The sequence below is a fragment of the Catenovulum agarivorans DS-2 genome (genome assembly GCF_000568405.1).
GTDB classification, from domain to species: Bacteria; Pseudomonadota; Gammaproteobacteria; order Enterobacterales; family Alteromonadaceae; genus Catenovulum; species Catenovulum agarivorans_A.
In genome coordinates, this window is record NZ_ARZY01000003.1 from 49,339 (window position 1) to 74,246 (window position 24,908).

Below are 24,908 nucleotides of genomic sequence, written 5' to 3' on the forward strand. Positions count from 1 at the left end.
CAGCCCTTGGTTGCATGACGTCGCACCAAAAGTATATTGAAATGAAAAATGCCGCTTAGAATTTCTACAGGAAAAGTTGACCAATACAAGTTACTGTTTGCTAAATTGTACAGTTGGTAAAACAACCCTTGGCAAACGCAGTCGTTCACATTGAGTACTCAAGAACTCGCGCCAATAGGGCCAAACATGGTAACTCGCGTTTTTTCGTGCAAACTCATCAATGGCCGCCTGTTCAAGTTCCGTATTCACTTGATATTCAGCAATAAAGTCAGCTTCAACAAAAGCTTTAATATCAGGATCACTATCTTCTTTAGGATCAACCCAACGTGTCCCCAAACGAATATAAATACGCACCAGCTGTCCATCACCATCAATATCAACCAATTCACTGCGGTGAACAACATGCATTTGCTGTACTAACAGTTCACCTGTTTCCGTAGACTTTGGATCAAAGCCATCAATACACTGGGCTTGACACGATTTAACGTAAACATCTTGGATCACCAAAGCATCAATAGCCTGTTGTAGTGATATTGATATTTTTTTAGCCATAACACGCCTCTAGTTCGAGTTCGTGCGATGTAATAACTCTCGTCTTTCGAGCAGTCGATGAGAAATCCACTACAGCTACATTTTTCCAGCTTGCCTGGATGTTGCGCTCAACACCCGCATCCGACATTAACTTATCTAAAGCAGCTGGCACTTCCGCCGCTAAACGGAGCAGTTTATCCATTGCGTCTGATTGCATCACATCGTCAGATTCGTACTTGGAAAAAGCAACAGGGCCACCACCAAACACTTTTGCAGCATCACCCTGTTTTAAGCCCCAGCGTTTACGCAAGACCTGAAGTTCATTACCCGTTAACAAGCCTTGCACCTGCTTTTTAAACGCAATCATTGCACGCTTGTTAAAGCGAGCTTCAGCAGTACCTACCTGTTCACTGCCGCAGCAATCACACACGGCATACTGGCTGTCAATTTGGCCTTGCTGACCTAAATGCTCAACTGTAACCCTCTCAGTATGGAGTGTTAATTGGCCCATTTCACAAATTGGACAAGTTTGACTATTCATCACATATCCTCAGCGCGATAAATGACAAGAAACCAGTAATAACAACTTACCTGTCTTGCCTATCGCAAATTTCACATAGTATTCGTAGCGCATTTCTTTGTACGCATACTCCACCCATTCATCCCGAAACAAGCGGTAACCATCGCATGCAGCCCAAGGTCCAGTTGGTTTTTGTACACACCATTGCGAATTCACATACTGACCTTGAGTAATAGCTTGCCTTATAAGCTTTTGCACATCAGCTATCTCATACGACAGCTGCTGAACATGACTTTTACACTGCCTAGTCCATAAAATAGTTGTACTCTCACCTACTTCCAATAGGTTTAATATATCTTCTACCGGATATAACGGCCCGTCAGAGATATAATGTCTGTCATCCCCAACTTCGCTAGGAGGTAGGCCTTTATAGGCGCTTACATTTATCGCATTATTTACCATAATGGTAATTTAATCCAGTTAAAGTTGAACATTTAGCCTCACACCACTGCCGCTGCGTACACTATTTCAACCTCGGTAAACTTAGTGACACTCTCTAGGCGAGTTGAGGTTGTGAGTTTCATCGAGTTTTTCATTGGGCGATGTGGCACATTGGTTACTGGCGTTTGTAGCGACAGCGGTTTGCCTAACTCAAATAAATAATACAAATCAGCAGAACCTGACTTCTTACCCGCTTGATCTTCGGTAATGGCGTAGCGTGGTAACACTGTGACTCGTTTAACCGGCCAAAGTTTGTCAATTTGCTTGGTTGAACTTTGGGAGTCAGAAGTCGACGCCAACGCTAAATAGCGAATTTCCTCGGCAATATGCTGCTCAAATTTCTGCAAAAACGTGCTTTGCGGCAGGTGATACCACTGCGCTGTGCCTTGCTCAAATTGTTCAAAGTAGCCATTGTCACGACCACGTTGCCCACCCAATGCCACAGTCATCGTCAAATCAGGATACAGCACTTGGCGCATGCCGTAATACGGTATGCGTGCTGCTTCTTGTACGTAGAGCCTGTCCGCCATGCCAGCCACAGGATAAATGGCTTCATTGTTTTGCCCTGTTTGTTCATGCGGCGCTGTGCCAATTTGCGCTTGCAAAAACTCTAACAACCACTGATGACCGCAATACCCGCTCCCAGTCTGGCTAAGATCAGTTTGACTAAGTTCGTTTTGGCTAGGCCTATTTTGACTAGGCTCATTTTGGCTAGGTAATAGGGCAAACGCGCCAATACCTACTGCTTCTATCGCGGCTGCGTAGGGATTGGGTGTTGTGGTTTGATCAAAAAAGCCTGGGTATAAAGCAAAGGCACCAAAAACTGGGCGGCTTTTTTTAGCTGGTTGCCCTTCGACTTTACAGGATGGGGACTCAGACAAACGGGGCTCTGATAGGCGAATCAAGGCATCTCGATAACGGTGCATTTAGTTGATGGCATCGTCTGGTACGTAATCCTTACTTTCGATATCTTCATTGCCGTCATCAAAGCGGTTTTTCTCGGTTTTAATACGGTACTTGGCATCAAATAGCCAAATAAACTGCTTTTCTTCTGCTGAGTCTGCTTTCGTTAAATCAGCGCTTTTAGGCAATGTCACTTCCAACACAATATCCGGCTCTTGGTTAACCAAGTACGAGCGGATTGATTGGCCCTTTTTGGTAAATTTCGGCTCGTGTGCCAGCCTAGCGGTCACACCATTGCTGCGTTTAAAACGAAAGGCTCCAGCAAAACCATCTTTTAGTTGGTACTCAAAAAAGTCATTATGGGCGAGCTTAATCGCCCCGTTTTCCTCCAATTCAAAACCGAGATCCTGCTCTAAAATCTGTTTCAAACACAAAAAACACCACACTTCGTAAATCTCGGCCACTGATTTCATTGAAATGCTCGACTGATTGCCAAACACATCTAAATAAAATTTCAGCTCCTGCCAAACACGATACACCGCGCTGTAACCGGTTTTTTGCTGAAGCACTAACGACTCACGCCTTAACCCTGTGTATGCACCCACCTCTTTTAAAAAACTCTGACCTAGCACTTTTTGTAGCGGCTGCTGCCAACTATGCAGCTCATTTAAAAATGAATCTGACAACCGTTGCCGTTCTGGTGCTTGGTTACTCTCCCTAAGCTTTTGTTCAAACTCCGCTAATTGCCGCTTGCTTTTACTCACCGCCATTTTGATAAAGCGATTTTCAGGGGTATCAACACTCAGTTGTTTTTTCTCAACTGCATAGCGCTTATCGTACTGGCCATTGGCAAAGTCTTGCTTAACTTTCTCGGCTAACTTATGTGGCAGGCGGCCTTTTAATTTGGCCGCTTTAATATTGGCTACCGTCGGTTGCAAACGGCTATGTGGTGCGGCACAAATCACTTTTAAGCCTTGCTCAAAACGCTTCCGCAACGCGGCAAAATTAGCCAACCACATCAGTGGAAAATGCCCGCGTTGCTGGCTAGTCGCTGCATCTTGCTCGGTTTTTTCGACCAAACTAAAGCGCCAAAGAGGGTACACTTTGTCGATAGCTGGAGTCATCATTATATTTAACCTACAGCTAACTTCGCAGCTTGTTGCCACATAAAGTGTGGCATTGGCTCTTTTAACTGCCAAGTAATGCTCATTGGTTGTGAGCCTGTATGCGAAACATAGTCCACTTCACCATAATTCACAAAACCCATAGTGCGGCCAAATTCATCTTTGCTTTGCTCACGCACAAATAAAAACAGTCGCTTACCCATTTTTTGGTGTTGGATGTACTCCAAACCACGGCCTTTATCAGGTCTTGCACTGTTTTGCGACTGCCAGTGAAACAGGTGTTCGTTGATCGCGTAATCGTGATACATAGTAGTGGGTGAAAATTGCTTTTCGTTTTTGTCCAAGGTGACAAACATCAGTTCAATATTTTGATCTTTCAACACAAACACCCCTTCGCGTGCTGGCGGTTGGCGCTCAAAAGTGGTCGCACCAAATGCCACCAATATTTGCTCACGCGCATAACGTGCATGCAGCCTCAATGCGACCTCAGGCAAAGCGTGCATTGTTCGTTGCTCATGCTTGGTTTGTGCGAGTTGCCAATTCACAACATCCATTAACTCTGCTTTTAACTCGCAAGCATCCAGTTTCGCCAAGCTTTGTACAATGGAATCGAATCCACATTCAGGCCCCGTTTTCTGCCAGAAATCGTAATGACACATTAAGGCATAACGATGGTCAGCATCTTTAATAACAAAGTTATTTTGGCAAAGCTGTTTTAAGAAACTCAAATAGGCATGATCATCACAGGTCAAAATTCGGTTATGAATGGCCTTTCTAAGCATTTTCAGCAGATCTTCATCAACTGAATTTTCGTTGATTTCATCCTTAGCTTGCTGAACCAGCTGCGACCAACTCCCTCGCTTATAAAGCTCATTCAAGTCGATGTGAGGATTTAAGGTTAAGAAATTCGACAATGTTAACGGCAGTGTGGAATGCTGAGGATATTGGCGGATCATTGCGACTAGGCGCTTCAACGTTAATGAAGCTTGACGAATGTTGCTGAGCACCATTTCTTGAGTGCGCTTACTCAACTCAATGCGACAACCCAGTGGTGCGTGGGGGAACCCTTGCTTTATTTCTTCGCTGATCGCTCGATGACTTTTACCGACTAAGGCTCTAAATTTATTGGCAAAGTCATACTCTGGGCGGGAATTACCAACAAAATCGAGTACTGTGCAGCACTCTTTACCACCCGATAAACGCAATCCTCGGCCAAGCTGTTGCAAGAAAATGGTGAGGCTTTCTGTCGGTCGTAAAAACAATAACGTATCGACTTCGGGAATATCGACACCTTCATTAAAGATATCGACCACGCAAAGCACGTTAATGCTGCCAGAATGAATCGCTTGCTGCTTTTGTTGCCGCTCGTGGCTGTTATCACTGGTCAACACATCCGCTTTAACACCTTTTAATAAGAGTTGCTCTGTCATGTACAGTGCGTGTTCTTTGCTCACACAAAAGGCCAATGCTTTCATTTTGCCTATATCAGTGATGATCTCCTGCATACTCAGCAAAATCTTGTCAAAGCGGACTTGGTTGTGGGTATACAGATTGGTCAGTTGAGCGATATCGTAACCTCCACGACTCCATGCAATGTTGCGAAGGTCGGTATCATCATCAATAGCAAAATACTGAAATGGACAAAGGTGGCGACGATTAATCGCTTCCGGCAAACGGATCTCTGCCGCAATCACGCCACCAAAATCCGCTAAAATATCACCGCCATCATGCCTCTCAGGTGTTGCAGTCAGGCCAAGTAAAATAGTTGGGGAAAAGAGCTCCAGCAGCGCGCGATAACTAGTCGCTGCAATATGGTGCACTTCATCAATGACAATGAAGTCATAATAGTCAGCAGTTAGATTAAGTTGTTTCAGTTGATTGTTCAGAGTTTGGATAGAAACAAACAGTTGTCGATAGTGCTCCGGCGTATGTCCGCCAACCCAAAGTTCACCAAACGTACCATTACGCAATACCCCACGATAGGCAGATCTGGCTTGTTTTAAGATTTCTTCTCGGTGCGCAACAAACAGGAACTTTGCTGTCGGTTTCTCTTTGATAAAGCGCGCAAAATCAAAGGCTGAGATCAGGGTTTTCCCCGTGCCGGTAGCCGCAACGACTAAATTACGAAAGCGCTGGTGAACACTACGCTCAACGGCCAGTTGTTCCAAAATGTCACTTTGATGAGGAAACGGAGAGATATCAAAGAAGTGCGTCGGGCTGGACTCAAAATCTCCGCGCTGCTGACCCAGGGCTTTTTTGAGTTTTTCACTGCTTGTTGCATCGCCACTAAAGTGTTCAAAATCATTAGAAGCCCAATAGGTTTCAAAGGTTCTCAATGATTTATTGATAATGTGTGGGATTTCTTGTGAAGTGATTTTTAAATTCCACTCTAAGCCATTGGTTAGCGCTGAATGGGAAAGATTGGAAGAGCCGATATAACCAGTGTGATAACCCGTGTTGCGTAAAAATAAGTAGCTCTTGGCATGTAAACGTTCACGCTCAGTGTTGTAACTCAGCTTCACCTCGGTATTCGGTAAGCTCGCCAGATATTCCACCGCTTTAGCATCTGTCGCCCCCATGTATGAGGTAGTGATAATTTTTAGCTCGCGACCGCTAGAAGTAAACTCTTCAAGCTCTTGTCGAAAGATCCTTATCCCTGCCCACTTAATAAATGACACTAACCAGTAAATCTTATCCGCAGACAAGATCTCTCGCTTCAATTCAGATTCAAGCGACAATCCCGCATTACTGCCACAAAACAGCTCGCTTTGGCTTAAGCCTGTTAACGGAAAAATGTCGTTAATATAATTTTTTAAATCGGCTGAGACAGGATTTTCGAGCTCATAGAGTGCAGTCAGAATTTTACCTTGACTGGCAAGCAAATTGTCTTCGATAAAATCGTTATCTTGAATTTGTGTTTTTAGCCAGAGTAACAATTGATTGGATAAAGCAATTTGCTGTTGCAGACGATCATCACTTGAGGGGACGGACTCAATCGCGTACTCAAGTATGTGTGATAGGAAACGAGATAACCATGTTGATGCTTCACTGCTATTAAGCTCACGTTTGCCCACATAGAATCGCTCTCGGTCAATACGACTCTCGATAAGCTGTGTTATAAGCTGCTCATAAATTCCGACTTGTTGCATGATATTCCTTTTATTCTAATGGCTGGATCAATAACAACATCGATTGATATCGCGGTTTTACCGCCAATCCATTTTGTGATGTTGTCATCTCAACCAAGTTGTACTCGCCCAATGTTTTTAATGTTCTCGACACATCACTGACAGCTCGGCCTGTAAGCATGGCAAGCTCAGTGACCGATTGCGGCTGTTGCTCGGCGATTACTCTTAACAACTGCTGGTTTTCTTTCGACAGCACATTGGCCACCGATTTCAGGGAATCGAACCAGATATCAACGGGGTAATCGGGGTCTGGGCTTTGCCCCTTAATCCCTATCACGCAGCGCGATTGTTTGCGTTTTTCATTGCTTTACTCACATAGCTTATCGAATCGTTTACTCACTAGGTTCTCGGCAAGTAGATGAAAAGCATTTCACCAATAAAAAGACTGTACACTTATACATAAGCTACTCATATTATCAACTGATGATAATAGCGCAAGGATATTTCCATCATTCAATGCAATGACAATCACTGACCGCAGTAGGTACACAACCAGTACACTAGCGGTATTGTCTGCCTTAGCCTTCAAACCTAGCCATGCTCTTAGGTTGATTGGCGGTTCACTGCCAGGCAACAAGCCCACACAAGATTAATCGCCTCTTTAGTCATCCAAAATACTGCCTTTAACACCCTGTCTAGTTCAAGAGAAGTGCGTGGGCGGGTGTTGTCGGGCAGGCTGACTTTGCGCTGTGGTATGTTAGGAAAAACAGATAGAGGGTGTGTAGGTAATTGTGTAGTTGGGTTCAGTTAGGCGTTTGCCCCGCTATTATCAAAGAGTTAACCGGACGCAGTAGGCAGATAAATACTCAGATCGTGCAGCTTTCTGAGGGTACAGATAGCTAGCTGCCCCAGAATTTTACATAATGCCCCAAGTCATAAATACCCTGTGGGCAGGGTTAGTGTGTGCCTAAGTGGCGTGAACTAAGGCTTTGCCCAAACTGCCCCAGATGCCCAAAGGGTAAGTGCCCAAAGCCATCTCAAGAGGGAAAGCCTTGCCCAACGAAAACGTCATAACACTTTTATGCGCATAAAAATGTAAAATTCCGCACTTTTCTGCGCGTAAAAGTGTAGACTGAGTTATACTACAGGCAGTTAACAGTCTTAATTGGCGGGAAATGACAATGCAGCGCAACTTACTCAACGCCCTAATAGCATGGAAAAGTCAACCTGTGCGCAAGCCATTATTGATCGATGGCGCAAGACAAACAGGTAAAACCTATCTACTGCAAGAATTGTTTGGGAATACCTTTGCCAACATTCTTCGTATCGACTTCCTTGAAAACCCAGCTTACAAAGAAGCGTTCGATGGCTCGTTGTCACCTGACGAGCTAGTAATGAACATTGAGTTGTTAACCAACCAAGCGTTCAATCCAGAAACCGACTTACTGATATTAGATGAAATTGGCGAATGTGAACGAGCCGTAACTTCGCTGAAGTATTTTGCCGAAAAAGCACCGTCTTATTTTGTCGCAGCCAGCGGTTCGAACATTGGTTTGCTCAATACCTTCCCTGTAGGCAAGGTAGAACAATACAATTTACGACCACTGACCTTCCAAGAATTTATTTACGCATCCAACGAGCAAGCACTGATCAAAGCATTTGATAGTCAAGCAAGCACACCGGCGGTGCACACTAAATTGATGGATAAACTAACCGACTATTTTTTTACCGGTGGTATGCCGGAAGCCGTTTCTGCTTGGTATCAGTTTAAGGATTCAAGCATTCTAGAGCGTGTTGAAAAAGTCACAAAAATTCATGCCGATTTAGTTGAAGGTTATCGCCGCGATTTCGGTAAGTACGCGGGCAAGGTCGATGCCACACTGATTGAATCGGTGTTTAATAGCATTCCAGCCCAGCTATCACTTGTCAGCGATGAGTCGGTTAAACGCTTTAAATTTAAGCATGTGCATGAGCGTAAATCTCGTTATAGCGATTTTGAAACCGCGATCCATTGGCTTAACTGCTGCCGCTTAGCTTTGCCAAACTACCCTATTGAAGGATTACCGAAATCTCCGTTGGCGGCCTATAAAAAAGACAATATGGTTAAACTATTTCTGTTTGATGTAGGCCTGCTCAATCATATGCTGGGCAGCAGTTATAAAGAGATTAAGCAACAAAACTATGAATACAAAGGCTATGTGGCTGAAAACTTTGTGCAACAAGAGCTCACAGCTATTGGCGTTGACCCAAGCTATTCATGGAATGACGCCCGCGCCGAAATCGAATTTATTTTGGCGACCGACGAAGGCGATATCATCCCTGTTGAAGTCAAAAGTGGTAAACGTACAAGAGCAAAATCGTTGGCATCCTATATTGAAAAATGTACTCCAAGTAAAACCTTTAAGTTAACGGGTACTCAAGGCTCTTCAGCGTTAGAACAAACCAATATCGTGATGCCTTTGTATTTCACGCAGTATTTACCAGAGAGATGGTAAAGGCACGTTGCCTAGCCCCGAAAGTCTACACAAAGTTACCTTAGGGATAACAATTTGTAGACCTGATGCTTACCATTCGACACTCAGTCTTATCTCTCTTGGATACCATAGTATCCATATTGAGCTTATTTCTATTAAAATGGACACCATAATGCCCATTTCAGGCTAAGTGAGCTTTCTGCTGACTCATTACTATCGTGTAGAACCAGTGAAAAAATGGCAAAGCTATGTTGACGGAAATCATGCTCGATAAAGCCCTTCAAAACTGCTATGTTTTAGCTCTAACAGCAGCATAAAAACGGCACTGTTTTTCCATTGCTAACCACTAAGATTTAGTAAAAGCCATAGGCAAGTGGTGGGCAGTTTGGTGGGCAAACAGGCATTTTTGAATCGCTTATTTCACCTTGAATTTTGTTAAAAAAGGATATAATAAACCTAATTTATAAAAGCTTTCCTTTAAATGACTAAGGTCACACTATGAACATCAATGCCATTAACAATGATAATCCGTTGAATAAACAAAAAGTTAATGAGCTTTTGGTTTTGAAAGAGCGCTTTAATTTATCACTCTTGGCTATTATGGAAAAAACAAAAAGGTACACAGCAAATTTGGATTTGCTGAAAATTTGGCCTGAAACTAAAAATTTGCCAGACTTATTTAATCAGCTATCCGAACTAAAAGCTTGTTTGGATGGTTTCCGTCCGTTCAACTCTTCTATGGTTGAGGCTCTGAATAAGCAATTAGATATTAAATATACTTATGAATCTAACTGCATTGAAGGGAATTCATTAACTTTAAATGAAACTGAACAAGTTATTAATACTGGCTTAACTATTGGTGGTAAGCCGCTTGTTGATCACTTGGAGGCAATTAACCACCAAGAAGCCATTTATTATATTCGTGACTTAGCCACTAGAGATATTGAAATATCTATACGTGAAATCCAAAACATTCATGCACTAGTTTTGAAAGGAATTGATGATCAGCAAGCTGGGCGCTTTAGAAAACATCCCGTGTTTGTAATGCAAGAAGACGGTTCTAAACATGAATTTCCTCAACCATTTATTTTAGAAAAGTTGATGGAGGATTTTATGCTGTTTTTTAACAACAACAAAACCACAATGCATCCAGTTGAAATGGCTGCTCATCTGCATCAAAAACTCGTTAATATTCATCCCTTCATTGATGGTAATGGTCGCACATCTAGGCTACTGATGAATTTGTATTTATTTCAGAATGGCTACCCTGTCACTGTAATAGATTCAGAAATGAGCAAGCGTAAAGAATATTACAGCATTTTATCAAATTACGATGGTGTGTTGACTGGCGGAGATAGTCAACCTTTTCAATTATTTGTTGCACAAAAAACCAAAGAATCTTTGATTGAACAACTTAACTTTTTTGCACAAGATACAAGTGACGAAAGTAGCGAAAAAGGTTATTTATTTTTCAAGAAAGTTGAGCCCTTGTTAGTTCAAAATAAGAGCTAAAAAAATAAAGAAGCCGAACTTATTGTTCAGCTTCTTGTTGTTTTTTCTCTAAAAATTCAATTACATCTTGATTATCAACTCTGTTGTAAATTTCTTCTACCGACACAGTGAAATCAATCGATTCAAATGCTATTGACGTGGTCAATTCAATTAAACCACGTCACATTGAGCTTTTGAATTGATTTAAAACTCATCTTTAAGGACCTCTTCTATACTAGTAGGTAAAGCAGTGCGGTCTGCGCCTGCTTGTGTTAGCCGATAAAGCCTATCGAGTGAGTTATAATGGTCAATTTTTCTTGTGGAAATTCTAAGCGGCCTTTTTCATTTCAATAGATTTTGGTGTGGTGTCATATAACCAAAGGCTGGGTGCCGTCTTTGGTAGTTGCTAAATCAAGCACACATGCTAAATAACTCCATCCTTGGAGGTAACATATGAATCTAACCCTGAAAGGGTTATAGATACTAACCTAGTGCCAATTTATGTATTTCTTTATCAATATCTTCCAATAGTTTTTCTGATTCAGCTGGTTCAAGTACACCTTGTTCGGCTAAATCTTCTATCTTATGGCGGCGTTTGTTGAGTAAAACGCGAGTAGCCAGCAAGGTCTGAATTTGCTTTACCCGTTCGGGTTCAAATTGATTGATGGCGTTTAAATAATGTTGCATCTGTTCAATATTTTGTTTTAGCTCATCAGCGATAGCGTGGTAAATATGTTTAGGGGCTTCCAAGTCACTTAAATGTCGCCAGTTGCTTTTTTGCGCTTGTATAAAACTATGCGCAATGAAAAAGGTTAACTCAAAGTTATGCTCATCAATCGGTTCAAGGTAAATTTCTTTGCGCGGATAAATCTTAGGCTCTCCATCTAGCGCGTGTTCAACGGCTTGATTCAGTGTTTCTACCGCCTTAATATTCATCATCCCTTGGTCAAACTGATACCAGTAAAAGCGTTTTTCGGCTTCCAGTATTCGGCGTTTATATGCAACAATTAGTTCGTGCTCGTCGTCGGTTAAATGGTTTATTTCTGCTTCGGTATTTAGTATTTGAATGTGCTCGTGTTGAAGAATCGTATTCCAATCGGCACTGGAAAAATTATCATCTTTACGTAGTTTTTCCATTTCTCGTTGTAAGCTAAATTGAATATGTAGTTCGGCTTTATCCACCGTTTTTTGCTTTGCTTCGGGCAATTTGTCTAAGCCCAATTTGGTTAATAGTAAGCGAATGGTTCCACCGTTAATGATTATGGTTAGTACCACAATCCCTGCGGTTAAAAATAGAATTTGTTCACCAATAGCTGCTGGAATATGGTCGCTCTGTACGACAGATAAAGCCAAGGCTAGTGCTACCGCACCACGCAAACCACCCCAAATAAGCACAAGAGATTTGTGTTTGGTTAAGCCTATGCCTATTTGTTTTAATAATGGTGACAACGAGATTATTGAAACTCCTCGTATTAGCAATATCGCGATATATAACACGGCCAGCATCAACCAAGCTTGTGGATCATCCAAACGTATCTTTACAGCGACAATAATGCCAACTAAAACAAAAATAAGGGTGTTGGCAAGGTAGGCCATAAGCTCCCAAAACTGATGCAAAAAGTGTTTCACCTCAGCAGAAATTCGCGTGCGGCCTTGAGCCGCTAACAACACGCCTAAAGTAACTACAGCAACTACGCCAGATACATGAAACACCCCTTCTGCGATATAAAAGACTAAATAAGCAGTGGCGATAGAAGAGGTGATTTCAATTAACGGGTCATTAAATATTTTGCCTATCCACAAGATCATTAACCAGCCGCCAGCAAGGCCAATTAAAAAGCCAAAACTGACCACCCAAGTAAAGTCGCCTATAACGCCCAACGCGGTAATATCAGTAGCATGGCTTGCACTTAACATGCTATAAAACAGCGTGAATAATACGATAGCTGTACCATCGTTTAATAATGACTCGCCCTCAATTAAGGTTTCCAAGCGTTTTCGTGAACTCAGTTCTTTAAGTAGTGCTACCACTGCAACTGGATCGGTTGCACTTATCAACGCACCAAACATAAAACAAATTGGCCAACTCCAATCCCAAGGGAATACATATTTAACAAATACAGCGGTTATGCTGGTACAAACAATTAAACCAGGCACTGCCAGTAAGGCGATTTGACTAAAGGTGCGTTTAAACAGGTGAGTTTCTATGGCGTAGGCAGATTCAAATATAAGCGTAGGTAGAAACAAAAAAAGAATTAAATGCGGGTCAATATCGGCAACAAGTTGCACGGTTTGATTATATAAACCCGGCATATCATTGTGGTCAAATCGGTAAATTAGCCCAAATAATATGCCGACTATCAGTAGTGCAACCGTGTATGGGATAGCCACTTGTTTGAGCAACTGGCGCAAGATTACCCCTACCAATAAAGTAACACTAACAAATAATAGAATCTGCACTCCAACATGCTCAAGCATAGTTCAATCCTTAAAGTAAGCTACTGGCTAAGTGTAGCCTAGTTTGGGGAAGACAATCTATTTGGAAAGTGTAACTGGCTTTAAAAATGCAGTTTTTTGTTGAGTGGTTAAACCCTGCAGTAATTTAAATCTTATTTATTTTAGACCGTTATTTTTACTTAGTTTGATATTTCGTATGTCTGTATTATAACCGTAACATTTATATGTTAGAAATTGTCTTTCAGTAGTGTATTGATCAAAGCATGAAAGACAAACAAGCCATTTTCGAACAGGCTGCCGAGTGGGCGGAAATTGTAGATGAGTTAACAGAGCAACAGCAGCAAGAGTTGCAGTTGTGGTTGGCAGCCGACCCCGCACATCAACAAGCTTATGAAAAGTGCATGGCAATTTTGCATTCGCAAGAATTGTCTTATGCATTGCAATCTTTACCTAATCAAATCTCGAAAAAAACAGCAGATAAACCAAGGTTTCTCTTTACTAAAAAGCAGCTGCTCGGAAGCTGTTGTTTAGCCCTGTTGGCTTTGTGCGCCAGTATATTTACTTTAAAAACCTCGCCTGAAATGGTACCTATTGTTGCTGCCACTCCAACTGATGAGCACAATCAATCTCAACAAATTGCTTTGCCGGATGGCTCTGTAATGACTCTGGCGGGGGAAACTCAACTTACCTTTAATCAGCAGCAAAAAGTGCGTAATGTGATTTTGGATAAAGGAGAATCTTTATTCGCGGTTGAACATATTGCTGATGACCAACCTTTTTATGTGCATGCAGGTGAGGTGAGGGTGCAGGTAACAGGTACAACTTTTTCGGTAGATAAAAACGACTACTCAACTCAGGTTATTGTGGTTGAAGGTAGTGTGGTGGTCGGCGCAAACAAGCAACAAGTTGTATTAACTGCAGGGCAAAGTGTTGAAGTAATTAATGGAAAAATCGCCGATAAAATTATTTATCCTCAAGCTATTCAGCATCATTTACAAGCAAATTGGTTGGATGCACAACAAATGAGTTTAGGGGCTGTTATCGCCAAGTTAGATAGAAAGTTAACTGAGCAAATTAGTTTAGAAGATCCAAGTTTAATGGCGATGTCAGTTAACGGTCGTTTTAACTTAAACCAACCTAAACAGACGTTAAAAATGTTAGCTTTGGCGAGCAATTTGCGCCTTGCTGAATATCCGGGTCATATTCTTATCCGTCGCAATTAGACATTATGTGCGCGCTTTATACATTTTGTTTGCGACTGTGCTGTCTAGCGCTGTTTTGTACAGCTAGTACCTTGAGTTGGGCCGCGAGCAAAATTACAGCTGATAACTTATTTGCAAGCTTGCGAATGCTGTCTCAGCATAGCCAAATACCTGTGTTTTTTAGCCCAGAAGTTGCAAATGTTGACGGTGAATTTAGCTTTGTTGTTGACGATAACTTATCTCAAAGCTTAACTTCTGTGGTAGCGCGCCTTGCGCAAACTTACCAAGTTAAAGTAGAGGTGGTGGAAGACTCTATATTAGTTGCCAAGCAGCCAGATGCCAAATTACATACTCAGCAGCCAAAAACAATACCCAAACAACTGCAGAAAAAAGCTTCAGGACAACGTACTGAAGAATTGATCGTTAGTGCGCCAGCCATACAAACTCGCATTAATAGAGGCTTCCAAAGTTACGATAATGCTGAATCTAATTATGGCGTGCGCGTTGAAAGTTTAGAAGTTGCTAATGCAACCAGTTATCCAGTAAACAACTTAGCTGAGTCGTTATTAACTGTACCTGGTGTGGCTGCAAGTTTTGATGGTGGGGAAGGGCGGCAAATTGCGCTTAGAGGTTTAGGAGGTGATTTTGTTTATATTGCACTCAATGGTATGCAAACTTTAGCCGTACATGGCTCAAGCTTAGATTCAAGAGAACAAAATGAACGAGCACTCGCGTTTGATTTTAATGTACTGCCTACCGAACTGTTTGAACAAATAAATATAAGCCGAGATTATGCCGTTACCCAAGACAGCGGAGGTATTGCGGCCAATATCAATGTGTTTTCGAGTGTGAGTGATGAGTTGCGAGTTGATGGTTGGCAATTTAATGCTTTTGTGGAAAATAATTACCATCAATTGGCCGACAAAGTTGGCAGTAGTGTGGCGTTCAATTGGCAAGCTAATTATGGTGATTGGTTTTACGCATTGTCTGCCAGCTACAAACAAAAACATACGCAAGAACAAGGTTTTAATACCTACAGATGGCGCAATATAAATATAGCTGACACAGATATCAGCCAACTAGCAACAGACACACAAGAATTATTGCAACAGCAGCAAGTGTATTTTCCGCGCGGCAACAGATATTCAGTTTGGTACAATCAAATTAAGCAAGCTGGCTTTACTGCAGCCTTGCATTATTTGTCGCCAAAATTGCAGCACAAACTTGATGTGGTCGTAAGTCAATTGAGCAATCAAAAATCTGAAGACCATTTAGCTACACGCGGCATTGGCAGCAGCGCTTTGGCGAAAGTTGATCAGACAAACTCACAAGTCTCTAAGCTATTAGATTTGCAGTTAGATGAATTTAATTTTGCCAACTATGCCAGGGTTGAACATGCTCAGCTGGCAAGTGAAAGTCGCCAGCTGAAAAAAGATAGCCAGTTTAGCCAGCTGACTTGGGCGGGAGAATCACATCTCAACCAGCAATGGACATTGCATTGGTTAGCGGGGACAGCGCGGAATATTCTAAAGATACCGCACGATCATAAAGTCTATTTAAAAACCTATGCCGATTTTGTTAGCGATTATCGGTACAACACGGATTATCCACGAAATACCTATTTTGCTGACTTGACCCAAGCACCGCAGTGGCAACTAGATGAAGTGGATGTTCAATCAAGTCGGTACAAATTAACCCAGAAACAATTTAAGCTGGCGGTTGATTATCAACAGCAACAACAAAAATGGACTTTTGCCGCTCAAACTAAAAGTTTTGCTGATCGCCGACTTGTTTACCAGCAAGGCGATTTATTTAAAAGCGAATTTGCGCAAGGGGTGATAGACAATCAGGTAACAGACCCATATTACAGGCTAGCGAATAAGCACAAAGAACTAGAGTGGGCTGGGGTAAATCTCCAACAGATAAAAGCAGACTTGCTGCCAGACCATGCTTTTAGTGATAGTGAGCTAAATCAGGTGCAAAGTTATTCTTTAGAGCGTAAGCAATATGCCGCTTGGGTTGGATATCAACATCAGCAAGATGATTTAACGGTAAATTTAGCTGCTAGGCATGAACAATTGGTGACAGACATCCGAGATGCCAGTAATGTGAGAGCTACTACACCTGCACAGCATAAGCTGATGTTATTATCGGCTAACTTGTTGTATCAATTAGATGAAGGTTGGCAACTGCGCTTGGTTGCTAGTCAAAACTATACCCCTGTACAAACCAAATATTACGTGCCGACCCCTTCGCTGATAAGTGGCATTGACGGTTATTTAGTTGGCAATAGCCAATTGGCGCCGTACAAATCCAACCAGATAGCACTGCAATCTAACTTAACTGTCGACGACAGTTATTTGTCTGTTGCTTTATATAACAAACGTTTGGATAACTTAATCAATTATCAGCAAATAGGTTTTTATGCTGACAAACCTTTATACCAAAGTGTCAATGCTGAGCATGCTTGGCTAACAGGCTTAGATGTGAGTTGGCAACAGCAATGGTCGCCCCAGTTTAGCAGTCAGCTCTCATATAGCTTTGCAGATGCGGCACGCACGCACAAATTTGCCGACATTGCTGAGTATTGCGCGCAATTAGAGGGGTTATCCAAACACATTGTTAGTATGACTTTGGACTACCAATACAAAAATTGGGGTGCTCGATTGGCGGCCAATTATCGCAGTGGTTATGTTGACCAAATAAAATTTGAACGTGCAAAACTCGACCAAATTGAATCTGGTTATTTAGCCTATGCGCGAATGAATGCTTCTGCTTTTTATAAGGTTAGCCGCGAATTAGAGGTCAACTTTGGTGTGCAAAACTTGGCTAATCAGTACTACCGCGAATACGCTGGCAAACATCAACACCTATACAATACGACAGAAACCGGCAGGCAGTTTTATCTGCGTTGGGTGTTGATGTTGTAGTGGTATTTAATAACTAAAAATCCACATGCATTGCAATTTGTGCCAATGCGCGGCTGATATGTTTTTTAACTGCTTCTTCGCTTAGGTCTAATTCTTGCGCGATTTGCTCGCGTGATTGATTGTGCAAACGGCGGCGAATAAATACTTGTTGGCGCATTGGTGGCATGGCGTTGAGTACTTGCTGAATTTTTTCAATTTGTTCGTTTTGCAACAAACTGTCTTCAGCGCTGTGGCTTTCGCGTAAATCGCTGCTTTCGTCGTACACTTCAAAACTGCGATTGCCAAGTTTCCAAGCAAAATGGCGTGCAACTGTTATTGCATAAGCAATTGGATTTTTTATGGGGGATTGTTGGTGTTGTTCAATCACTGTGGTGAGGGTTTCTTGATAAACATCGGCTTGATCATGCTGATCGGCAACCCATTTACGGATCACACCTTTCAGTTTTGATTCTTCTTTTAATAATTCTGAAGTTATTGAGTAATCGCTATTGTTGTTATTCACAGCCAGCTACCGTCACCTGCTTGCCTAAAACGGTCAACATGCTGGCAGAACATTGTGACAACTAAATTACTGTTTAGTTAAGTATTACTTTTATGCCAAAACCCTAAAACCCTTCATAAAAACGTCATAAAAATTTTTGTCCCCGGTTTGACCTGACAAATCTCATTTATCTACGAACGCGCTTTTTACCGCGATTTTTAGGAAATGAGAAAAATGATTTTACGTATCGCCATCTATCTAACTTTGTTAACTACATGCTCAGTGCATGCTTTGCCGCTAAATCAGTTGCAGGTTATTGGCAGCCACAACAGTTATAAAAAAGCTTTAGACTCTGATATCGCAAAACAGCTTAATAGCTTACAAGCAGGTTTTGCTGACAAAATTTCCTATGCGCATCCAAGTTTAACTCGCCAGCTGGATATGGGGCTACGTCAATTGGAGATTGATGTATTAGCCGACAGCCAAGGTGGTTTGTATCAACAACCGCTGGCACAGCAATGGACAAACCAAGCTTTATATTCAGCCACTGAAAAACAGCAACTCGCCGAGCCGGGTTTTAAAGTTTTGCACATTCCAGATGTGGATATTGCGAGTCATTGTATTCAATTTTCTGACTGTTTGGCTGAGCTAAAAACTTGGTCGATAAACAACCCAAATCACTTGCCTGTGTATGTAATGTTTAACGTTAAAGAAAGTCGCTGGGGCAAAATTAGCGGGGTTAAACCAGAGCAATTTACAGCAAAACATTACCAACAACTCAATCAATTGATTGTTGATCAATTAGGTTTAGACAAGCTTTTAACTCCAAGTTTAGTGCAGCAACAAAATTTGTCGTTGGCACAGTCGGTTAAACAATTTGGCTGGCCGGATGTTGAGCAAGTGCGCGGTAAATTTATTTTTATTTTTGACGGTAATCCGAAGCAACTGGATTTGTTTGAACAAGCGGGTGACACAGTTATTTTTGGTGCATTTAATATTGAGCACAACCAAGCAGCGATTTTGCTTTACAACAATCCGCAGCAGCAAGCAGAGCAAATTAAACACGCTGTTGCACAAGGTTTTATCGTGCGTACCCGTGCCGATGAATTTAATGCCAAACGTTCCCCTAATCAGCGTGCGCTCGCGGCAATTAACAGCGGCGCACAAATTATTTCGAGCGATTTTTATCTAGGTGCAATGCAACAGCCCATCAATGCGCCATCAGTCAGTTTTCATTTGTTAATGCCACAACTTCAACCACAGCAAACGCAGGTGCAAACAAATTTGCCCTTTGTTCGCTGTTTGTCCGAAGTCGGTGTTAATGGATGCAATTTTTAAAATTATAAATGTTACTTAATTTGGAGATAGTATGAAAATGCAAGGTTCAAAACAGCTTATTCGTGTAGCGGTACTCGCAGCACTCGCAGGTTATTCACACAATAGTTTTGCTGAACAAACAGCTGAGCAACAAGCGACAATGGAAGAAATTACCGTTAAAGGTTTTCGCCAAAGTTTATTAAAAAATCGTGACGTAAAACGTGATGCATTAATTGCACAAGACAGCATAGTTGCAGAAGATATTGCCGATTTTCCAGATTTAAACTTGGCTGAATCCCTGCAACGTGTACCGGGTGTAACTATTACCCGCGAAGGTGGTGAAGGCCGGCAAATTTCTTTACGTGGTTTAGGCCCAGATTTTACTCGGGTGGAATTAAATGGTTTAGATGTTTTAGCAACCAGTGGTTCTAGTATGGATAGCCGCGGCCAAAGTAATCGTTCACGCGGGTTTGATTTTAACGTATTTGCCTCTGAATTATTTAGCCAAATTGATGTTAAAAAAGCCTTTTCTGCCAGCATGGAAGAAGGGGGCATTGGCGGCACGGTAGCGTTGCGTCCAGCTAAACCATTTGACTATGAAGGTTTTCAAGCCGCTGTGTCAGCACAAGCAGGTTCTAACTCAATGGCGGATAGCACTAGTCCAAGATTTGCTGCATTAGTTTCTAACCGTTGGGATAACTTTGGGGCTTTATTCTCAGTTGCCTATAGTCAACGAGATACTGTAGAGCAAGGTACCAATACTTATAGATGGCGTCCAAAAGATGCATCAGGCTCAGATATCAGCAAGCTAGACCAAGCAACACAAGATAAAATTAATAATAAAGAGCTGAGATTTGCCCGCGGTAATCGTTATTCAGTTTGGGAGAACGACCAAGAGCGTTTAGGTTTGACTGCTGCTTTCCAATACAACGCCACTGATAGCTTGTCGTTTGACTTAGACATTTTATATGCTGAGTTGAACAACAATAAAGATGAACACCATATTGCCACGCGCGGCTCAAGTTCTACTGCATTGGGTGGTACAACGACTGCTGGTGGGCAAACGGTTGGCGGTGCTGTTATAAATCAGCTGCAATACAACCAAAATGGTGAGGTGGTGTACGCTGATATTGGCAATGCAACTCTGGCAACCGAAAGCCGTAAACAACAAATGGACACGTCCTTTAGCCAAATTTCATTGTTAACTGAGTGGCAAATAACCGACTCTACAGTGGCTAAACTATTATTAGGTCACTCTGAAAATGAGTTTGTAATTCCGGTGAGCGACAAGGTGTATTACGAAGGTTTTGGTGGTATTACGTCAGATTACACCAAAGATAGATTTTATGCAGAGCATAGCTATGACTTTGATATTGCTTCAATTGATAGTTGGAAAATGCACGAATTCGACTTAGACGAAAGTGTGCAAAATACCCAATTTGATTCAATAAAACTGTCGTTCGAATCGTTTTTAACTGATTCGGCAGAGCTTAAATATGGTGTGCTACACAAGAAGTTTGTTTCTGATGGTTACAACTATAAAGTTAAAGATGCATTAAAAGGTCAGTTTCAGTCTGGTGAAATTTCCAATGTATTGGACCCGAGTTATTTTGAAGTATTTACCGCACACGACAAAGCGGATTGGGCCGCTGGTGATGTGGCTAAAACATTAGCATTTTATAATGTTAATGCTGACTTAACAGCTGATGATTTAGATATTAATAGTGTTTACGATTTATCTGAAACCACAAGTGCTGCTTGGGTGGAATACCAATGGCGCAATGAGGTGCTGTCGGGTAATTTTGGTGTACGTTATGTTGAAACCGAAGTTGAATCAGCTGGTTACATTCAACAAGAAGGTGACAGCCAACCTAATTTAACAAGCGTTCCGCAAGAATACACTGATGTATTACCTGCTCTAAACTTAGTTTGGCATGTTACCCAAGACATGCAATTGCGTGCTAGTGCCAGCAAAAATTTAACTCGCCCCGCGTTAGCTGATTTAGCCATAGCGGGCAAGGTGAACACTGAAGTAAATGAACTGCGCTCGGGTAATCCTAGATTATCACCGTTTGAATCAACTAATTATGAAACTGCGTTGGAGTGGTATTTCACTGATAGTGGTTTTATGTCGGCAGGTGTTTTTTACAAAGACATTAAAAACTTTGTTATTAGTAAAGCAATAGAAATGCCGTATGGGCAAACCGGCTTCTCAACTGATTTATTAGCGCAAGGGCAAAGCGCCGATACCTTGTATACTTATTACACTAAGGTAAATGGTGAAGACACCAGCATTCAGGGTTTAGAGTTAGGCGGTCAGTTTGATTTTAGCTTTTTGCCTGCACCCTTTGATAACTTAGGCGTGATTGCTAACTATACATTCGCCGATGGTGAAATGGATTACTACGACGCGGGGGAGTTGTTTGCAACCAAAGCTTTCCCTGGGTTGTCTGAACATTCTGCTAACGCGACACTTTATTATGAAACTGAAACTTGGGGGGCTCGTATTTCCACCGCTTATCGCAGTGAATATATAACCCATATAGAAACACCAGGTAATTCAGATCAAGATGAAACTGGCTTCCACGGCACTACTTATGTTGATTTTTCAGCATTTTATCAGTTGAACGACACAACTAAGTTTACCTTTGAAGCGATTAATTTAACCAACCAAAGAGAAGAGCAGTACAGTGACTCGGACGATCGTTTATATAACACCACTGAGTTCGGTTCTACTTTTTACTTAGGGGTTAATTTTAAATTCTAATCTTTCAAAACTAAACTCGGCAAGCCGCAGCAAGCTTGCCGAGTTTTATAACAAAGCAGTGCTCATTAAAATGTCTAGGCCTGTACTAATTGTATGTACTAGCACCGCTTTTTATTTTGGCTCTCTGTTCAGGTAATTATTTGTGAAATATTTCAACCCAATGCTGTTGGCTGGTTTGCTGTTATTTTTTGTGTGCCAAAAAGGCTATGCAGAGCAATTTGCGTTATTACCAGATATCCACTTTCAAGATATTTATGCTCAGCCTGAGGCATTAAATCATCACCCGCATATCGATAAACTAGTACGCTCCATGCATGCGCAGCTCACATCAACTCGGCTGTTTAATGAACCTTATTTTGCGTTGTTGGCTGCGCTAGATGAAATAGCCCAGCAACAAATTAAGTGGGTTATATTACCCGGTGATTTTAGTGACGATGGACAACCGGTACATATTCAAAAACTAGCGAGTTTATTTGCTGAATATGAGAAAAAGTACCAGATGCGCTTTTTCCTCGCGCCTGGGAATCACGACCCTGTCCGCCCCAGCGAACAATCGCACGGGAAAAACGATTTTCTGCAAAATAATGGGGCTGAATTTGCATTATATTCGAGCCAACACAAGCGGTGTTTATCCAATAGCAACGAAAATAAGTTAACCCTGTGTGATGACGCAATTAAAGCACTTGGCTACGCAGGTATACATCAAGCGTTGAAAAACTTTGGGTTTACTCCTCGCCAAACTGATTTGTTTTTTCAAACCCCTTTTCAGCCAATTGATTATAAAAAATATTCTTATCAACAAGGTTTGCAAGCCGCTGCGTTAAATAACCGAACTTACCCAGTGTGCGATGAGCAAGGCCATTGCAAACATATCAATGATTTAAGTTATGTGATAGAACCCGTTGAGGGTTTTTGGTTGTTATCTATTGATGCAAACGTTTATGTACCGCAAGATTTATCTGGTGAGCATCAGCAGTTTTCTGGATCTAGCAACACGGGCTATAACCACCTAGCCAAACACAAACCATTTTTAATCCCTTGGATTACACATGTTGTAAAGCAGGCTAAACTTAATGATAAAAAACTGCTGACATTTAGCCATTTTCCTTTAGGCGATTTTTACGATCAAGCTGCTGAATATGTGCAGAAAATTGGCGGTAAAAGCCATTTTAATCACGCTAGGTTTCCGAGCGAACAAACTTTATCTTTATTTGCGCAAACAGGTTTGCAATTGCATATTGCGGGGCATATGCATATTAACGATGCTTCTATTTATAAAAGCGGCGACAATACTTTGATAAACATTCAAGCACCAAGCATTGCTGCGTATATGCCAGCTTATAAAGTATTAACTTGGCAGGATGACGCACATTTGGCCATGCAGACTCATGTGCTTAAAAATGTAGATGATTTTGACAAGCTATTCCCTATGTACCAGCGTGAATGGCGTTATCGGCAGCAACATAAGCATGTTATGTGGGATAAGGATGTATTAACAGCGCAGTCGTATTTGCAACTAAGCCAATGGCATATTAGAGAACTGGTTCGTTTACGTTATATCCCTAGAAATTGGGGTGAACAAGAGCAAGCCTTATTGCAACCCAAAGCTGTGAGTTTGTGGATGTTCGCGCAAACTCAGACTCAAACTAATGTTATTGATACAACTAAGCCATTAAAACGCTGGCAGCAGTTGTATTTGTTTGATCTGCTGGTTGACTATTACAAATTGGCCAGCGCGGATTCACTAGCTCTCAAATATGATATAGATGATGAAAAAATACGTATTTATCGTCAATTAGCTAACCAGCTTGAACCGCTAAATAGCCGGAATGATTTTGCGGGAAAAATCGTTAATATTTTGCACGCGATATTAAAATATTCGAGCCAAACCGATGCTGGTGATGTGTTGATTGACTTGCAGCAGGGGACAATTAGGCCAGTTGAATAGTATGCTGGCCTAATGCTAATACGTAGCAAGTTTTATTTGTTCAACTTGGCTTTTGCTTCTTCTACTTTTGAAAAATCTAAACCTAGCTCGTCTACCGCTTCTTTTATTAGGTTTGGTTGGCTCATTACTAACATTATTAGTGGCTGTAGCTTTTCTTGCGGTATGCCAAGAGTTTGTATGGTAGACATTGCTGCCAATGGGTTTTGCGTGAGTTCTTGGAATATTTCACCAATTTTTTGATCTGAGATGTTTTGTTCTTTGAGTAGTTGGATAATTGGGTTCATGGTTTTTTTTCCTGTCGATCTTTTGCGGCAAATTTAGCTTATGTGGGTGGTTTTATCAAATAGACTTTTCTTCCCAGAAAAGTAGGTTTCGATTCGGAAAATATAAACCCTATCCTAATTACTGGGTTGCTTGTGATTTTTTATCGCCACAAAAAATCTGCATAAATTTTGATTGAAATCAAACAATGTTTGTTTTAAAGTTTCAGTAATTTCTGAAACTTCGGTAATGAACCATGAATTCAAAACTAGAAGCCTTTGTAATGCACTGTGGTGAAATGGGTAGTCGTTGGGGTTTTAACCGTACTATTGGGCAAATGTGCGGGTTAATTTTAATCTCAAAAAATCCACTCACAGCCAATGAAATCTCAGATGCACTGAACATCTCGCGCGGAAATGTCAGCATGGGTATTAAAGAATTGCAGGCTTGGCGCTTAATTCAAGTTCAGCATATTCCGGGTGATCGCAAAGAATACTATGCACCAGCGGGGGATATCTGGACATTAGCTTTACGTGTGTTTGAAGAAAGACGTAAACGCGAAGTAGACCCAACTTTGTCCTTGCTACGCGACAACCTGCTAACAGAGCCGAGCAATGATGCTGAATTGTATGCGTTAGAGCAAATGCAGCAAATTCATGACCTGCTTGAAACCATCACCCACTGGGCAGCAGAGTTGCCAAAAATGGGCCCAGAAAAACTTAATACCTTGATGCGTTTGGGGGCAGGGGTTGGCAAAGTGTTGGATATGAAAGATAAATTTTTAAACTCAGCAGACAAATAGCCACAACAGGGGTTAATCGCAAGTTTACCTAAGCTTTATATAACAGCTTGATGGGCATAAGCGAGTTTGTA

Annotated in this window: 19 protein-coding genes; 8 read left to right on the top strand and 11 right to left on the bottom strand. The window is 41.6% G+C overall.

The genetic code is table 11. The annotated features are described in order from the left end of the window. Positions 1–90 precede the first annotated feature (90 nt). From DS2_RS02660 to DS2_RS02685, 7 genes are read right to left on the bottom strand one after another with little or no spacing between them, the layout of a single operon-like run. The gene (locus tag DS2_RS02660; protein WP_035013092.1) at positions 91–552 is read right to left on the bottom strand and encodes a hypothetical protein; all 462 of its coding nucleotides are present in this window, start codon (positions 550–552) and stop codon (positions 91–93) included. Then, complete coding sequence (locus DS2_RS02665; protein ID WP_035013093.1) at positions 545–1,072, bottom strand: type II toxin-antitoxin system MqsA family antitoxin; 528 nt, start codon at positions 1,070–1,072, stop codon at positions 545–547. Before DS2_RS02665 ends, DS2_RS02660 begins: the two co-directional genes overlap by 8 nt. Before the next feature lie 9 nt (positions 1,073–1,081). Then, positions 1,082–1,513: a hypothetical protein gene (locus DS2_RS02670; RefSeq protein ID WP_035013094.1), complete on the bottom strand. Its 432-nt coding sequence runs from the start codon at positions 1,511–1,513 to the stop codon at positions 1,082–1,084. A 38-nt stretch (positions 1,514–1,551) separates the two neighbouring features. Continuing rightward, on the bottom strand, positions 1,552–2,433 hold the full coding sequence (locus DS2_RS20690) for a hypothetical protein (RefSeq protein ID WP_235188528.1): 882 nt from the start codon (positions 2,431–2,433) through the stop codon (positions 1,552–1,554). A 45-nt stretch (positions 2,434–2,478) separates the two neighbouring features. Beyond that, on the bottom strand, positions 2,479–3,582 hold the full coding sequence (locus DS2_RS20695; RefSeq protein ID WP_200870112.1) for a DUF2357 domain-containing protein: 1,104 nt from the start codon (positions 3,580–3,582) through the stop codon (positions 2,479–2,481). Positions 3,583–3,587: 5 nt separating this feature from the next. After that, complete coding sequence (locus tag DS2_RS02680) at positions 3,588–6,728, bottom strand: DUF3427 domain-containing protein (RefSeq protein WP_035013095.1); 3,141 nt, start codon at positions 6,726–6,728, stop codon at positions 3,588–3,590. A gap of 10 nt (positions 6,729–6,738) precedes the next feature. Further along, positions 6,739–6,963 carry a helix-turn-helix domain-containing protein gene (locus tag DS2_RS02685; RefSeq protein WP_235188529.1) on the bottom strand — a complete coding sequence of 75 codons (225 nt, stop codon included), beginning with the start codon at positions 6,961–6,963 and terminating at the stop codon, positions 6,739–6,741. Between the two features lie 925 nt (positions 6,964–7,888). On the opposite strand from DS2_RS02685, the gene DS2_RS02690 reads away from it, so the two are divergent. Together DS2_RS02690 and DS2_RS02695 are read left to right on the top strand one after the other, a co-directional pair. Beyond that, positions 7,889–9,202 carry an ATP-binding protein gene (locus DS2_RS02690; RefSeq protein WP_035013173.1) on the top strand — a complete coding sequence of 438 codons (1,314 nt, stop codon included), beginning with the start codon at positions 7,889–7,891 and terminating at the stop codon, positions 9,200–9,202. 510 nt (positions 9,203–9,712) lie between these two features. After that, positions 9,713–10,693 carry a Fic family protein gene (locus DS2_RS02695; RefSeq protein ID WP_235188530.1) on the top strand — a complete coding sequence of 327 codons (981 nt, stop codon included), beginning with the start codon at positions 9,713–9,715 and terminating at the stop codon, positions 10,691–10,693. A 19-nt stretch (positions 10,694–10,712) separates the two neighbouring features. Here DS2_RS02695 and DS2_RS20970 read toward each other — a convergent pair whose 3' ends face one another. Together DS2_RS20970 and DS2_RS02700 are read right to left on the bottom strand one after the other, a co-directional pair. Continuing rightward, positions 10,713–10,838 carry a hypothetical protein gene (locus DS2_RS20970; protein ID WP_268745612.1) on the bottom strand — a complete coding sequence of 42 codons (126 nt, stop codon included), beginning with the start codon at positions 10,836–10,838 and terminating at the stop codon, positions 10,713–10,715. A gap of 317 nt (positions 10,839–11,155) precedes the next feature. Then, positions 11,156–13,150 carry a cation:proton antiporter gene (locus DS2_RS02700; protein WP_035013098.1) on the bottom strand — a complete coding sequence of 665 codons (1,995 nt, stop codon included), beginning with the start codon at positions 13,148–13,150 and terminating at the stop codon, positions 11,156–11,158. A gap of 242 nt (positions 13,151–13,392) precedes the next feature. Here DS2_RS02700 and DS2_RS02705 point away from each other — a divergent pair, with 242 nt between their 5' ends. Next, on the top strand, positions 13,393–14,352 hold the full coding sequence (locus DS2_RS02705) for a FecR family protein (RefSeq protein ID WP_035013099.1): 960 nt from the start codon (positions 13,393–13,395) through the stop codon (positions 14,350–14,352). Between the two features lie 125 nt (positions 14,353–14,477). Then, positions 14,478–17,261 (top strand): TonB-dependent receptor domain-containing protein, encoded by a 2,784-nt coding sequence (locus tag DS2_RS02710; protein WP_160168535.1) that lies wholly within the window; start codon positions 14,478–14,480, stop codon positions 17,259–17,261. Positions 17,262–17,274: 13 nt separating this feature from the next. Here DS2_RS02710 and DS2_RS19600 read toward each other — a convergent pair whose 3' ends face one another. Beyond that, positions 17,275–17,763, bottom strand: coding sequence for an RNA polymerase sigma factor (locus DS2_RS19600; RefSeq protein ID WP_051479554.1), 489 nt, complete (start codon positions 17,761–17,763; stop codon positions 17,275–17,277). Positions 17,764–17,976: 213 nt separating this feature from the next. Here DS2_RS19600 and DS2_RS02720 point away from each other — a divergent pair, with 213 nt between their 5' ends. The 3 genes from DS2_RS02720 to DS2_RS02730 all read left to right on the top strand — a co-directional run bounded on the left by DS2_RS02720 (position 17,977) and on the right by DS2_RS02730 (position 23,774). Continuing rightward, positions 17,977–19,080 (top strand): Ca2+-dependent phosphoinositide-specific phospholipase C, encoded by a 1,104-nt coding sequence (locus DS2_RS02720; RefSeq protein ID WP_051479555.1) that lies wholly within the window; start codon positions 17,977–17,979, stop codon positions 19,078–19,080. Positions 19,081–19,111: 31 nt separating this feature from the next. Next, a complete protein-coding gene (locus DS2_RS02725; RefSeq protein WP_035013101.1) occupies positions 19,112–21,826 on the top strand; it encodes a TonB-dependent receptor in 2,715 nt (904 codons plus the stop codon). Between the two features lie 142 nt (positions 21,827–21,968). Next, complete coding sequence (locus DS2_RS02730) at positions 21,969–23,774, top strand: metallophosphoesterase family protein (protein WP_051479556.1); 1,806 nt, start codon at positions 21,969–21,971, stop codon at positions 23,772–23,774. Positions 23,775–23,806: 32 nt separating this feature from the next. On the opposite strand, the gene DS2_RS02735 is transcribed toward DS2_RS02730, so the two are convergent. Beyond that, entirely contained in the window at positions 23,807–24,058 is a 252-nt protein-coding gene (locus tag DS2_RS02735) for a DUF2999 family protein (RefSeq protein WP_035013103.1), read from the bottom strand. Positions 24,059–24,291: 233 nt separating this feature from the next. Between DS2_RS02735 and DS2_RS02740 the strand changes: the two genes are divergently transcribed. Continuing rightward, on the top strand, positions 24,292–24,837 hold the full coding sequence (locus DS2_RS02740) for a GbsR/MarR family transcriptional regulator (protein ID WP_035013104.1): 546 nt from the start codon (positions 24,292–24,294) through the stop codon (positions 24,835–24,837). Positions 24,838–24,908 lie beyond the last annotated feature (71 nt).